General features: G+C 71.0%; 10 protein-coding genes. 1 reads left to right on the top strand and 9 read right to left on the bottom strand.

Annotated elements, in window-relative coordinates:
• Positions 1 to 14 precede the first annotated feature (14 nt).
• The 8 genes from AC2YHJ_RS00050 to AC2YHJ_RS00015 all read right to left on the bottom strand — a co-directional run bounded on the left by AC2YHJ_RS00050 (position 15) and on the right by AC2YHJ_RS00015 (position 10492).
• Complete coding sequence (locus AC2YHJ_RS00050) at positions 15 to 1349, bottom strand: HlyD family type I secretion periplasmic adaptor subunit (RefSeq protein ID WP_487393245.1); 1335 nt, start codon at positions 1347 to 1349, stop codon at positions 15 to 17.
• Positions 1346 to 2989 (bottom strand): ATP-binding cassette domain-containing protein, encoded by a 1644-nt coding sequence (locus AC2YHJ_RS00045; protein ID WP_487393244.1) that lies wholly within the window; start codon positions 2987 to 2989, stop codon positions 1346 to 1348. The genes AC2YHJ_RS00050 and AC2YHJ_RS00045 overlap by 4 nt, the downstream gene beginning before the upstream one ends.
• Positions 2986 to 4668, bottom strand: a complete 1683-nt coding sequence (locus tag AC2YHJ_RS00040) for an ATP-binding cassette domain-containing protein (protein ID WP_487393243.1) — start codon at positions 4666 to 4668, stop codon at positions 2986 to 2988. Before AC2YHJ_RS00040 ends, AC2YHJ_RS00045 begins: the two co-directional genes overlap by 4 nt.
• Before the next feature lie 39 nt (positions 4669 to 4707).
• The gene (locus AC2YHJ_RS00035) at positions 4708 to 5391 is read right to left on the bottom strand and encodes a hypothetical protein (RefSeq protein WP_487393242.1); all 684 of its coding nucleotides are present in this window, start codon (positions 5389 to 5391) and stop codon (positions 4708 to 4710) included.
• Positions 5363 to 6643: a glycosyltransferase family 4 protein gene (locus AC2YHJ_RS00030; RefSeq protein ID WP_487393241.1), complete on the bottom strand. Its 1281-nt coding sequence runs from the start codon at positions 6641 to 6643 to the stop codon at positions 5363 to 5365. The genes AC2YHJ_RS00035 and AC2YHJ_RS00030 overlap by 29 nt, the downstream gene beginning before the upstream one ends.
• Positions 6644 to 6648: 5 nt before the next feature.
• A complete protein-coding gene (locus tag AC2YHJ_RS00025; RefSeq protein WP_487393240.1) occupies positions 6649 to 8754 on the bottom strand; it encodes a glycosyltransferase in 2106 nt (701 codons plus the stop codon).
• 88 nt (positions 8755 to 8842) lie between these two features.
• Positions 8843 to 9676, bottom strand: coding sequence for a calcium-binding protein (locus AC2YHJ_RS00020; protein WP_487393239.1), 834 nt, complete (start codon positions 9674 to 9676; stop codon positions 8843 to 8845).
• A gap of 105 nt (positions 9677 to 9781) precedes the next feature.
• The gene (locus AC2YHJ_RS00015) at positions 9782 to 10492 is read right to left on the bottom strand and encodes a winged helix-turn-helix domain-containing protein (protein ID WP_487393238.1); all 711 of its coding nucleotides are present in this window, start codon (positions 10490 to 10492) and stop codon (positions 9782 to 9784) included.
• A 111-nt stretch (positions 10493 to 10603) separates the two neighbouring features.
• Between AC2YHJ_RS00015 and AC2YHJ_RS00010 the strand changes: the two genes are divergently transcribed.
• Entirely contained in the window at positions 10604 to 12532 is a 1929-nt protein-coding gene (locus tag AC2YHJ_RS00010; protein WP_487393237.1) for a class I SAM-dependent methyltransferase, read from the top strand.
• A gap of 78 nt (positions 12533 to 12610) precedes the next feature.
• Here AC2YHJ_RS00010 and AC2YHJ_RS00005 read toward each other — a convergent pair whose 3' ends face one another.
• Positions 12611 to 13549 (bottom strand): calcium-binding protein, encoded by a 939-nt coding sequence (locus tag AC2YHJ_RS00005; protein WP_487393235.1) that lies wholly within the window; start codon positions 13547 to 13549, stop codon positions 12611 to 12613.
• Positions 13550 to 13832: the final 283 nt, after the last annotated feature.

Raw genomic sequence — 13832 nt, 5'->3', positions numbered from 1 at the left:
GCGCTGCGCATCGGTCAGTCCCGCAGCGACCGGCGCAGGCCGTCGAGCAGCGGCCGCAGCATGTAGTTCAGCGCATTGCGCCGCTCGCCGAGCAGGAAGGCCTCGACCGGCATGCCGGGCGCCAGCGCGGCGCCACGCGGCAGCGCCGCATCGGCCCCGGCCGGCAGCGCCAGGCGTACGACGAAATAGGCAGAGCCCTGCTGGTCCACCTGCCGGTCAGCCGAGACGTAGGTCACCTCGGTCGGCAGCAGCGGCACCTCGCGCGATCGGAAGGCGGACAGGCGCAGCCGCGCCGGCTGCCCCACGCTGACATTCTCGATGTCGTTCAGCGAGACGCGGATCTCGGCCTCCAGCCGGTCATCCACCGGCACCAGGTCGAGCACCGCAGTCCCGGCGGCGATGCTGCTGCCGGGCGTGAAGAAGCGGATCTCCGTGACGATGCCGGGCTCGGAGGCGACGAGCAGCCGGCGGGCCAGCACATCCTCGGCGCCGCGCAGCCGCTGCTCGGCGTCGGCGCGCTGCGCCTGCGCATCCTGGAGGTCCCGCGCAACCTCCTGCTGGCGGTTCAGCCTGGTATTCGCCACCTCCAGCTCGGCCTGCGCGATCGCTTCGCGCGCCTGGGCTTCCTGCGCCTGGTACTGACCGAGATTGCCGAGCATCTCGGCTTCGGCGCGCTGCAGTTCCCACAGCCGTGTGCGTGTGGCGAAGCCGCGTCCAACCAGTTGCGTGACGCCCACCAGTTCCTCGCGGATGGCCGCGAGCCGTCGCGCCGTGGCATCGCGTTGCGCCACATAGGCCGCCATCTGTTCCTGAAGCTGCGCGATGCGCGCACGGCTGACGCCGAGCGCGCCGTCATAGGCTTCCCATCGTGCCGCGAACAACCTGCTCTCGGCCGACACCAGCGTCGCGATCGTCGCATCATTCCGCGCCGCCGCGCCCACGTCGGGCGGCACATCGAGGATACGGCTGTCCTGCTGCTCGGCCGTCAGCCGCGCCGCGCGCATCGACTGGCCGAGGAAGCTCGCGCGCGCCTGTGCCGCCGCCGCATCGGCCTGCGTTGTGTCGAGTTGAAACAGAGGCTGCCCGGCCTCGACGCGTTCGCCCTCGCGCACCAGCAGATGCCGCAGGATGCCGGGTTCGAGAAGCATGACGGTCTTGCGCCGTCCTTCAGCGGCCAGTTGCCCTTGCCCGACCACCGCGCGTTCGATCGGCGTGACGGACGCCCAGGCCAGCAGCCCACCGACCCCGACCACGAGGACGAGGAGCGCGGCCCCCACCAGCCGTCCGATCCGTGGCGGCGGCATCGCGGCATCGAAGGCGCGTTCCAGCGCGTCGGCGGCGGCGCTCATACGGCAGTTTCCAACGTCCAGGTGCCGCCCTTCGCCAGACGCAGCACGCCATCGGCCGCCCCGCGCCAGGCGGATGCGTCATGCGACACCAGCAGCACGATCGCACCTGCCTCGCGCGCCCGCGTGACCGCCTGGCGCAGCGTCAAGCGCGCCTGCCCGTCGAGTCCTGCTTCCGGCTCATCGAGCACCAGCAGCCGCGGCAAGCCGTGGAAGGCGCGGGCGAGCGCGACCAGCCGGGCCTGTCCACCGGACAGCCCGGCATCGGGGCCGGCCGCGTTCTCGTAACCGCGCGGCAGGCGCCCGATCGCCGCATGGGCGCCGACCAGGCGCGACGCGGCCACGGCGCCCTGCGTGCCGGTCGCGCCGAAGCGGCCGACATTCTCCAGCACGCTGCCATCCATGAGCTGCGGTTCCTGCGGCAGGTAGCCGACGAAGGGGCCCAAGGTCGCGCGGTCGACCCGCAGCGTGTCCTGGCCATCCAGCATCACGCGCCCGGTCTCCGGCGCGCCGAGACCGACAATCGCCCGCAGCAGCGTGGATTTACCGATGCCGTTCGGGCCAGCGACGATCCAGGTGGTGCCGGGCGCGAGGTCAACGGTCAGGTCGGCAACCAGCGGCGCCGCCGCACCTTGCGGCCGCAACGTCAGCCCTTCGATCCGCAAGCCGGGCGGCGCGTCCTCGGGCGGAACGGCGTCGGGCGGCCGGCCGTGCAGCACGATGGCCGCCAGCCGGCGCGCCGCGGCGATGCCGTCACTCCAGTCCCGCCAGTGGCCGACGAGGTTCACCACCGGCTGGGTCGCGAGATTCGTCATCGTCGCCGCCGCCAGCATGGCGCCCGGCGAGACGGCATGCGCGAGCAGCAGCGTCACGCCGGCCCCCACGGTGGCGAGCTGCTGGGCGAAGACAGCGAGCTGAAGCATCCCGTTGAGCGCCCGCGCCCGCGCTTCCGCGGCGCCGCGATCCGCCAGGGCGCGCGCCTGCACCGGCGCGAAACGCGCCAGCACCGCCGGCAGCAGGCCGAGGCCGAGCACGAGCTCGCGCTGCGCGAGCTGCCCCGAGAGGCCGCGCCGGCCGCGAGCCTCCTCTTGCGTCGCCGCCTGCACCGGCCCGCGTGTCGCGCGGTCGGCGGCGATGCCGACCAGGCCCTGCACCGTGGCGCAGACGAGCGCCACGACGAAGAACAGTGGATGCAGCAGCCACAGCACGACCAGTGCGATCGGGATCGAGACGAGATCCAGTACATCCGCCGGTACCGACCCGCCGAGCAGGCGCCGCAATTCCGCCACGTCCTGCAGCGCGCGACCGGTGCCGGCAGTTTCGCCACGCATCGCGACGCGCACCGCCGCGGCCAGCGCGCGGAGTTCGAGCCGCCGTCCCACCCGTTCCGACAGCGCGGCAAGCAGAGCCGAGCGCAGATGGCGCAGCACGCCGCCGAGAAGCAGCACGACCAGCATGGCCGCAGCCAGTACCCACAGCGTCTCGAGATTGCGGCTTTCCATCACGCCGTCGAAGACATGCATGGTCAGCAGCGGCGTCGTCAGCATGCTGGCCTGCACGACAACCGACAACAGCACGCAGAGCGCCAGCACCGGCAGGGTCGCGCGCAGGGGCGCGGAAACGGGGGACATGGTGGCCGTCATGCGGCCTCCGGTGCGGGCAGGCGCCGCGCCGGTTGTGGCAGGGCGCGCGTCGGACGCGGCGCGGCGAGCATCCGCCGCCGGTCACCCGCATCCTCGAGCCGCCCGTCGCGCAGCGTCATCACCCGCGCGGCCGCGCGCAGCAGGCCTTCGCGATGGGAGGTGAAGATCACGCCCGTCCCTGCCGCCGACAAGGCCGCGATCATGGACGCCACGGCGGCCTCGCCCTCGGCATCGAGATAGGCGGCCGGTTCGTCCAGCAGTACCAGCCGCGGCGTCCCGTACACCGCACGGGCCAGCGCGATGCGCTGGCGCTGGCCCATCGACAGCGCCATGCGCCCGTCGATGCGCGTGGCGAATCCGTTCGGCAGGCCGGCGATCATGTCGAGCGCGCCGGCCAGCCGCGCGGCCGCGATCACCGTCGCCATGTCCGGCGTCGCATCCAGCCTCGCGATCGATTCCGCGACCGTAGCCTCCGGCAGCACCGGCTCCTGCGGCAGGTAGCCGAGATGTCGCGCCAGGTCGGCGCGATCCCATTGCGCCGTGGCATGGCCGTCGAGGAAGACCTCTCCCGCATTGCAGGGCTGGATGCCCACCAGCACACGCAGCAGCGCCGATTTGCCGGTGCCTGGCGGCCCGGCGAAGGCCACCACGTCTCCGGGACCCATTACGAGGTTCACGTCCCGAAGCAGCGGCCGCGCCGCGCCGGGAAAGACGAGCGTCACACGCTCCACCAGCAGCCGTCCGTCCGGGCAGGGAAAGGCGCGGCTGTTCGTGGCTGGCGCCGCCTCATCCGCGCCCAGGAGTTGGTCGAGCCGCCGCCAGGCCGCGCGCGCGGAGGCCGCGTCATCGAACTGGCCGCCGATGCGCGAAAAGGGATCCATCACGCGCGCCGTCAGAAGCATGCCGGCAAGGATGCCGTATCCGACGTTGCTGCCTTCGACGAGCACGACGACGCCGACGGTGATGGCACCACCCTGCGCCACCGCGTAGAGCGTCGCCGTCGCCGACCGGGCAAGCCGCGCCGTGCCCTGCGCGCGCCGCAGCCCGGCGGCACCGAGCGCCATCGTGCTGGCCCAGCGCGAGACGAGCGACGGCAGCATCCCCATTGCCTCGACAGCTTCGGCGCAGCGCGCCGCATCGGCGACCAGCCGCGCGCCCTGCACCGAGGCGTTGTTCGCATCGACCAGTGCCGCGCGCGTGGCACGCTCCGCGGTCAGGCCAAGCAGCAGTGCGACGCCCGCCGCCACCAGGGCGAACAACGCGAAGACCCAATGGAAGGCGGCCAGCAACACCAGCAGCGCCGGCACCAGCACGGCATCCAGCGCCACTGCCGAGAGCGGCCCCGCCACGCCCCGGCGGACGGCTTCGATGTCGCGCAACACCTGGTCTGCCGCCACCGCCGGCAGCGCCGCACGCGCCGTCGCGGCCGGCAGGGCGCGTGCCGTCAGCCGGCGCACCAGCCGCTCGGTGCCGGCCAGCAGCAGCCTTTCGCGGATCTGCCCCAACCCGACGACCGTCACCGCCACGATGGCGAAGCCCGCCGACAAGCCGACGGCGGTCGGGAGGCTGCCGGTCGGCACCACCAGCGCATAGAACTGCACCGTCAGCATCACCAACGCGAAAGGCCCCAATGCCCCGGCGAGGCCGAGCCACGCGGCGGCGCGCGCGGTGCGCGCCATTTCCGCCGCCAACCCTGCCATCGCCGCCGAGGCCATGCGTCAGCCCCCGGCGAGCCGAGCAGCGAACAACAGCGAGCCGGCCCAGATCATCCCGAGCAGCAGGGCCAGCAGCAGCGTCCAGCGGTCACGGCCGCGTCGCGGCCGTTGTGGAGGCGGCGCAGCGGGCATCGCGGCCAGACGTTCGTCCAATCGCGTCAGCCAGAGCATCAGCGTCTCGACCTGCCCGGCGAGGGCCCGCTGGGTCCGCGTCAGCTCATCGAGCGACGCCGCCTCGGGCTGCCGGGCGCTGATGGTGCGCAGTTCCTCGTGGATGCGGCGATGGGATGCCACCAGCGCCTCGAGCGTGCGCTGGCCGCCGGCTTCCTGCACCTCGGCGGGAGGGCGACGGATGCGGATCGGCACCGCCAGTTCTGTACCGTCCTCGGCGCGCACGACTACTGCGAGTTCGGCACGGCGACGGATCCACTCGGGTTCGAGCGGGATCTCGAAGGCATGGCAGCCATCGCCGATGCCGGCCTTGGCGAGGTCGGGCCGCGCGAAATTCGCCTGGGTGCGGAACACCGTCGCGGCACCCAGCCGCAGTTCGACCGCCACGCGTTCCTGCGGCACGGAGGCGTTCCAGGCCCAGCCATAGAGCCGGTCGGCGGCGGCATTGTCGACGAGCCCATGCAGTTCGGCGGCGGGGGCGACGACATCAGGCGATGGCGCGGTCTCGGACGGCATGGCGTCTCCTTCCGGCGCTGGCGGTGATCAGGCTGCGATAGAATGCGAGGTGCGACGCCGCCGCGGCGTCGAGGTCCGGCGGCGTCACGATGCCGGCCACAAGTCGGTCCCACAGGCCGGGCGTCTCCGCGGCGCGGCGCATCACAGCAGCAAGGCCGGCGGGATCGCCGAGCGGCGCATGCAGCCCGTCGACGCCGTCGCGCACAGCCTCGGCCATGCCGCCGACATCGCCGCAGATCACGGGCCGGCGATGGCGGAAGGCTTCGAGAATGACGAGCGGCGCGTTCTCCCACCAGATGGACGGCACCACGACCCAGTCGGCGGCGGCGATGCGCGCACTGACGCCACCGGCCGCATAGGCGCCGTGATGGCGTGCCGATGGCGCGGCGGTGAGCGCGGCATTGAACTCGGCGAGGAAGGCCTCGCTTTGCCAGGCCGTGCCGCCATGGATGGCGAGACCGTGCCCGACACCCTCCGCCTCTAGCCGCGCCGAGGCGCCGAGCGCCACCAGCGCGCCCTTGAAGCGGTTCACGTTGCCAAAGACCGCGAAGCGATCGCGGCGGCCATCGGGCGCGTCGCGATGTGGCGCCGGATCAGCGGCCGGGACGGCATTGCGCAGCAGATGCAGGCGCTCCGGCGGCCAGCCGGCGAGGATGAAGCGATCGCGCAGGAAGGCGCTCGGCGCGATCAGCGCGTCGAAGGCTGCGAAGGCGCCGCGCAAGCCGAGTTCGCGCAACATGAAGTCGCTCGACATCCGGTCGGGGAAGCAGCGGCGGCAGGCGTCGCCGGACGGCCCGTCGCAGAGCCGGCCATCGGCGGTGAGCAACTGCCCCTCGCGCGGGCACAGCAGGAAGTAGTCGTGCAGCGTGGCGACCATGGTCGCCCGCGGCAGAACGCGGCGCAGCCAGTCGATGCCTTCCATGCCCCAGAGCAGCGGGTGATGCAGATGCACCACATCCGGGTCCAGCCGCGTGATCATCGGACCGAGCGACGCCAGGCCGTAGACATCGCCCTGAGAGAGGAAGAAGCGATCGAAATGGTCGAGCGAGACCAGCATCTCATCGGCCGCGTCGCCGACCGCCTGCAGCAGCGTACCGGGCCGCCGTTCGCGCAGCAGGCCGGTGGTACCGGCCAGGAACAGCCCCTCCGCGCCATGCCGGTCGCGCAGTGCGCGGAAAAGGCCGAGCGCGAAGGTCTCGGTGCCGCCGGCCTGCAAGGCCGGATGGTTGTGGGCGAGGAAGAGGACCCGCATCGCTCTCACGCCTCCGGAAAGCGCGCCATCAGCGCAGCGATGGTGCTGTCCCAGCGCGCATGGTGCAGGCGGCGGTTCACCGCGCCGGCCAGGGTCCGGGCGTGTCCGTCATGCAGCGCGATGGACTGGCGTTCGAAGTGGAAGAGCTCGGCGGTCGGCTCGTAGGCGATTTCGCCACCTGTTGCGCGGAGCTTCAGGCAGAGGTCGGAATCCTCGAAATCGCCGAGGATGTAGTCGGTGCAGAAGCCGCCGACCTGCTCGAAGGCGGCGCGGCGGACCAGCAGCGCGGCGCCGGTCACAGCCGGAACCCGGCGCGCCAGCCCGGCTACCGGATGCCGGCGCGGATAGCCCTTGCAGTAATGGTCGTTCAGCCAGACGCCATCCACGCCACGACGGAACAGCATCCCGGCATGCTGGATCGACCCGTCCTCGAACAGCAAACGCGGGCCGACCGCGAGGAGACGACGATCGCGCGCCAACCGCGCCAGCATGGGCCCGAGCCAACCCGGTCCCGCAGGCAGCACATCGGAATTGAGGAAGAGCAGCGCCGGCGCCCGCGCGATCGCAGCACCCGCATTGCAGGCCGCGGCATAGCCGCCGTTGCGCGGCATGACGACGAGACGCACGCCGATGGCGAGCATTTCCGACATGCCCTGCAGCAGATGCTCCACCTCGGCGCGCTGTTCGGGGCTGTCGAGGACATAGATCAGCTCGGCGCGGCGGCATGCCTCGTCCCGCGCGAAGGCGGCGAGTTGGAAGCGCAGGAAACGCAGATTGCGATAGAGCGGGATGATCAGGCTGGCCCGCGGGCGTTCCGTGGCGTCGCCGAACCCTATGACCTCCGGCGTTCCCGACGCATCGCGCCGCGCGGCGCGGTGCAGCGCCGCCGCCGGCGGGATGATGACCGCATCGAGCAACGCCGCATCGACGGCGGTGGGATGTGCCGCGCGCAGCACCAGGTCGCGCGCCGCGGCCGCGGGCAGGAGGCCGGGCGGCGCCGTCAGCACCGCCTCTCCGCCTCCGGCGAGCTGCAGCGCCAATTGCCATTGTGCCGTGCCGGCCGGATCGATGCCGGGCAGATGCGCGATGAAGCCCGCGCGCGGACCAGCCGCGCCGAGCGGCGCCTTGGCGAAGCGGTCGGCGATATCTGGCCGTGCCACGCGATGCAGCGCGCCGGGCGGGACGACATGCGACGCGCCCGGCCCGCGCAGCGCAAGCCCCGCCACCAGGCCGAGCGGATCACGCTGCCAGCCGCAGAGAAAGACGCCACCCTCATGGTCCGACAGGGCGAGTTCGATCCCGCCGCCGATCGGCCCCGCCGCATCGTCGATTCGCGTGGGCCGCGCCGGGGCGAGAAGCTGCACCTCGCGCAGCAGGCGGGCGGCCCGGTGGTCGCGCGCGGCGCGGGCAGACAGCGCAGGCAGCAGCCGCGGAACGCCGCGCCGCCCCACCAGCGCCGCGCGAATCGTCGCCCGCAATCCGGGCTGTCCCGTCGGCACGGCGAGCCGCATCGGCGGCAGGGGTGCCGGCGGCAGAAGCAGGCTGCCAGGCGGCGGCGCGCCGTCCAGCACCAGTACCCCCGAGGCCGGCGAGCCAGCCGAGGTAATTCCCGACGGCGTCAGCAACCGCCACACGCCTTCCGGCGCCGTTGGCACCTGCCAAATGGACAATCCGGCCTCGGGCCGGGCGATCCGGCGCGCCACGCCGCGCGGCACCGCGAGAAGCTGGCAAAGAACAGCGAGATCGCCATCGCCGCCGGCACGAAGCATCGGCGCGCAGGTGGCCGCGAGAAACCGCAGCAGCGCCTCGCGCTCGGCGGCGGAAAAGCCCTCAGCGAAATCCTTGGCCGTGAGAAGCGGCGGCAGCGGAAAACGGGCGGCCGCCTGCGCGCCGAAGCGCAGTTCGAACGCCGCGCCGGTCCGCAGCGGGCGACGCGGCCGGGCCGCATGGACGGCCCGCCTCTCGCCTGGCATCGCCGTCGCGCTGGGCGGCGGCAATGCTTCCCCATCCACGAGAAGGCGCGCCGCGCCATCCGGAAACGCGGCGCCGAGCGTGACATCGACCAGTATGATGCCGTCCCGGGTCAGCAGCGCGCGCGGCAGGGCGACCACACTGCCCTGTGCGGCATCCCCTGCGAAGGGGAGGTCCAGGACCTCCCCCGCCGAAACTGCGACCTCGGAGCGCGCGTCCAGGATCGCCTCACACGATGCGAACGTAGCTGTCGAGATTGCTCAGCAGATCCTCGCTGGAGACGCCGACCAGCTTGATCTGGTCGCCGCTGCCAAGATTGATCACCGAACCGGTGTCGTCGCTGGACACACGGCCGGCGAGGTCATCGGCGCTGGTGATGCCGGTGCCGTTGATGTTCGCCTTGATGGCGATGACATCCTCGCCCGGACGGAAGTCCAGGACCACGTCGCGGCCGAAGCCGCTCTCGAAGTAGAAGGTGTCGGACCCGGCGCCGCCCACCATCGTGTCGGCGTTCGCGCCGCCGACCATCGTATCGTTGCCCGGGCCGCCATACAGCATGTCGCTGCCCTTGCCGCCGGACACCCAGTCGTCGCCGGAGCCGCCGAACAGCGTGTCGTGGCCGTCATCGCCCATCACGCGGTCATTGCCGGCGCCACCATCGACCAGGTCATCGCCATCGCCACCGCTGGCGATGTCGTCGCCCTCGCCGCCCAGCACCGTGTCGCCGCCGCCGCCGCCCGACAGGACGTCGGCGCCAGCATCGCCGGATATGACGTCGTCACCCTTGCCGCCATCGACGACGTCATCGCCGATGCCGCCATCGAGCAGGTCGTTGCCATTGTCGCCGAAGAGAATGTCATCCCCGGCACCGCCATAGGCCGCGTCGCCGCCCTTGCCGGTGAAAACGATGTCATCCCCTGCGCCGGCGTGGATGGTGTCCGCGCCGCCGAAAGTGGCGATCAGATTGTCGAAGGTGCCAGGAATGTCCGTGTCGGCGTTGACGAGGTCGGGGCCATTGCCGCCAAGCAGCATGCCGCCGGGAAGTGTCGCGAAATCCGCCATGGTCACTATCTCCCGTGCTTGGAACCGGTTGTTCCGATCTGACGAGCACCACTTTAGGTTGTGGATTGTGGCAGGGAGAGTCTCAACTGTGTGCGGTGCACAAATTTACACACGCTTATGCACCTGCCGGACCGCGAGACTCAGCGCATAGCCAACGCCTCTCACGGATTGGATGGAGTCCGCTGGAAGCTTTGGCCGCAGCCGCTTCACGAGGCTGTCCACCGCCCGGTCATCGGGGCGCCAGGGGCGGCGAAACACCGACTGGCAAACCGCCTCGCGATCCACCGGCTCGCCACCCGCCGTGGCCAACAGCGTGATCAGACCAAACTCTGCACTCGTCAGTCGCAGCACCTGATTGCTGGGGGAGACCAGACGGTGACCCGTGCTCAGCAGGCGCCAGGCACCCAACTCAGTGCCACCATGCGGCGGGGTACGCCGCAGCACGGCGCGGATGCGGGCGATCGCCTCGGGCAGCGGAATGCCGCCGTGCAGAACTTCGGCAGCGCCGGCCTCCAGCGCGGCGGCACGGACTTCCGGACCGTCGCCGGGCGCAGCCACGAGGACGCAGGGGACGCGCGGCATGCTCCGCATCAGCATGAGAGCATCGTGGGCGCTCGCCGGCGCGCATTGCGCGGGCAGGACCAGCACGGCGTGGGGCATCTCCACGGCGGCGCGGAGCATCAGCACGTCATGGCTGTCTGCCATCTGCACCGCGATGCCGCCGCGCGTCAGCGCTTCGACAAAGGGACGGGCGTCATGGCCGTCGGTTGCGAGGATGATGAGCCTGGGGGCTCCGAGGGGGCTCGTGTCCGGCATGGCGGCCGGATACAAGCACCGAAGAGAACACAACCATAGATCATCTGGCGGTATTGTGACCATACACCAATGGTTGTTATTGCGTCGCAATATAATCGCTACGGGAGATTCATGATGCGATCAGCGCGGATCCTGGCGCAACCGGAGGCGCGCCGCTTCCTCGCCGCACCCGGCTTCCCGCTGCCCGATCGCACCGCCCTGCGGCGGGTCGGGTCCGCCGACGCACAGGACTTCCTCGCCACTGGGCTGCTGCTGCGCGCGGCGCTCGAGGATGCGGCGGGCGTCGAGCAGGACCACGCCATCCTCGATGTCGGCTGCGGCTGGGGGCGGCTCGCCATGCCGCTCGCTTCGCGGCTCGGTCCGCGCGCACGCTATCTCGGCATGGACGCATCGGCCGAGGCGATCGCCTGGTGCCGCCGTCACATTGGCGAGATCGATCCGCGTTTCCGCTTTCACCACGCCGACATCCGCAACAGCTACGCCAATCCGCGCGGGCGCATCGCAGCGCGCAACGCGGTGCTGCTGCCCTGGGAGGAACGCTTCGATCGCGTCGTCGCCTTCTCGCTGTTCACGCATCTGCTGCCGGATGCGCTGGCGCGGTACTTCGCGGAGGCGGCGCGTCTCTGCCAGCCGGGCGGTGCGTTCGTGGCGACCTTCTTCCTGCTCGATCCGGCGGCGCGCACGGCGATCAAGGCCGGGCGGGCCGATCACGATTTTCCTGCCGCGCATGGCATCGCCCAACTCGGCAATCCCGCGATTCCCGAGGACGCCGTCGCCTATGACGCGGACGATGTGCTGGCGCTGCTGGATGCCGCGGGCTTCACGGCGGAATGGCGCCCTGGCTCTTGGTGTGAGCGCGGGGCGGAACCCTTCGACTACCAGGATCTGGTGATCGCCCGCCGCCGCGGCACGGCGCCGCTGGCGAACGGCACGCGCGGCGCGGTGCAGGCCATCTCCGACGGCGCCCTGCGCGGCTGGGCGTGGGATGCTGCGCAGGACGGCCCACCGGCGCTGCGGCTCGAGATCGCAGGCGAGGTGGTGGCGGAGGGCCAGCCCGGACAACAAGCCCGCGCCGCGCCACCGGACGGCCCGCCCGCCGATGCCGCATCGGGCTTCGCATTGGCATTGCCGCCACATCTGGTCGGCAGGCCGCTGCGCGACGTGCGCCTGCTCGCGGGGCCCGAGGCCCTGCCGCTGCTGGCGCGGCCGGCGCTGCTGCTCGCCGATCCTGCCGAGGAGCTCGCGCGTGCCTGGCGATGCGAGGCCCTGCGCGACGGGCTTTGGCGAATCGAAGCCGCCGAGCGCCAGAACGATGGCGGTCTGCGCGGACGCGTCTGGGCGGTGCCACCTCGCGGCGCAACGCCGATGGCGCCGCCGGCGCTGTTCCTGGATGCCGCACGCATCGCGCTGCTGCCGATCGAGGGTGGCGATGCGACGCTGGATGCTGCGCTGGGTTTGTCGCCTGGCACGACGCATCCCAGCTACAGCTTCCATTTGCCTGCGGCGCTGGCTGCGCGTGGCGGCGCATTGCGACTGGGTTCCGCGATGGATCGCTGGTGGTCGCCGCGCGGCGGGCTGGCCCTGCCCCCGGACGGCGATGAGGCCGCCGCCGCGGCCTGTGTGCGGGCGGTGACGGGTCGCTCCCCGGCCTCCTTCGGGCCACGGCTTGACTGGCCCGCCGATGGGTTAGCCGAGGCGCCGGCCGACAAAGCCCGAATGGTGGTGGCGCTGAGCGGTATCGATGCTGCGGACGAGGCGGCACTGGTCGAAAGGCTGGCGGCCACCATCGCGCCTGGCGGGTTGCTACTGTTCGGCACGTCGGGAGCGACAGCACTGATCGGCGGGTCGGGCGGCGTGGGTCGCCTGCTGCACTGGCTGCGCCATGGCACGGCCGAGGCGCCCGAAGCCGTGCCCGGTCAACGGCGCCTGCGCGGCAGGACGCATTTCGAGGCGCACTGGGGTGCGTCCTTTGCCTTGCTCGACCTACGGGAGGCGATGCTGTCCGGCATGCGCGATATGGTGTTGTTGCAGCGGCGCTAGGGCCGGTCGTCGTCGGGGTGACTCCATCCCCGACGGTGGTTCCAGGCGGACTGAGCGCCCTGCGCTGCAGCGGAGCCGTCAGATCAGATCGCTGAGCGACAACGCGTCCGGCGCGACACCGGCGAGAAAGATACTGTCGCTGCCGTGAATCAGCAGCGTTCCGCCATCTTGCGCCACGGCGGCGTCGAGCATCGCACTGATCTGTGCGACGGTGAGGTCGGTGAATTGCAGATGGTCCTCGCCCGGCGTGAAGTCGAGCACCTGGTCCACGCCGTCGCCGGTGGCGAAGCGGAATGTGTCGGCGTCGGCTCCGCCAGTCAGGACATCGTCGCCGCGTCCGGCTGCAATCATGTCCGCGCCAGCATCGCCGAAGACCTGATCGCGGCTTTCGCCGAGGCCGAGGAAGCGGTCATCCCCCGCCCCGAGCGCGGTGATGCTGAGTGTACCGGCGTCGCGACCCGTGAAGGATCCCGCGCCATTGGCCGTCGCGGCGAATGTCGTATCCCCCGCAGCGACCTGCTCCGCGATGTCGAGTGCGCGGAAGGTGACGATGTCGTCGCCCTCACCGGTCGTGACACGGAAGGTGTTGACCCAGCCGAGTGCGTTGTCGGCGACCTCGATGCTGATGACGTCATTGCCGTCGCCGGTGATGACGTTGCCACGCTTGGCGCCGATCAGCGCGACGAAGGAATCACCACCATCGCCGAGCGTGACGTCGGCATGGACGAAGCCGGACAGCGTCACGCGGTCCGCCACGTCCGAGAGGATGGTGGCATTCTTCACGCTGTTCCATGCACCCAGCACGTCGACCAGCAGGCCGGAGTCGCCACGGCTGGCCTGCACCAGCCCGCCGAACAGGAGGCCGCTGGGTGGCGGATCGGAGAAGTTGGTTTCCGTGATTGCGTGCAACAACGGCGGCGCACCGACGACCGGCTGCGGCAGCAAGGTCGTGTCGGTTCCCGGCAGGTACCATTGGGTCGGCGTGCCGAGCAGTCCGAGGCCAAGCGTCTGGGTCATCGTTGGGAAGTCCTGAAATGAAAGGGGCGTACGGACGCTAGGCCACTCGGTGATACACGCATAAGTGGTATTTTGTGTCCCGATACGCCGCCGCAATGCGCGCCAGAATGCTGACGAATCCTCAGTTTCCTAAGTGATTCAGGGTGATCGGCGGATCCTTTCCGCGTTGGTTTCAAGCAAGCGTCATTGCGAGCAATGCTGCGCTGCACATAGACTTTTGGTTGTGACAGATCGGGACATTCCCCGAACTGCGGGAGTGCCTGTGTCCATGCCCATCCTCGTG

The sequence above is a fragment of the Roseomonas sp. SRI_022 genome (assembly GCF_057586215.1).
Note: the sequence above shows the minus strand (reverse complement) of the source record. Positions and strands in the feature narration are given on the sequence as shown.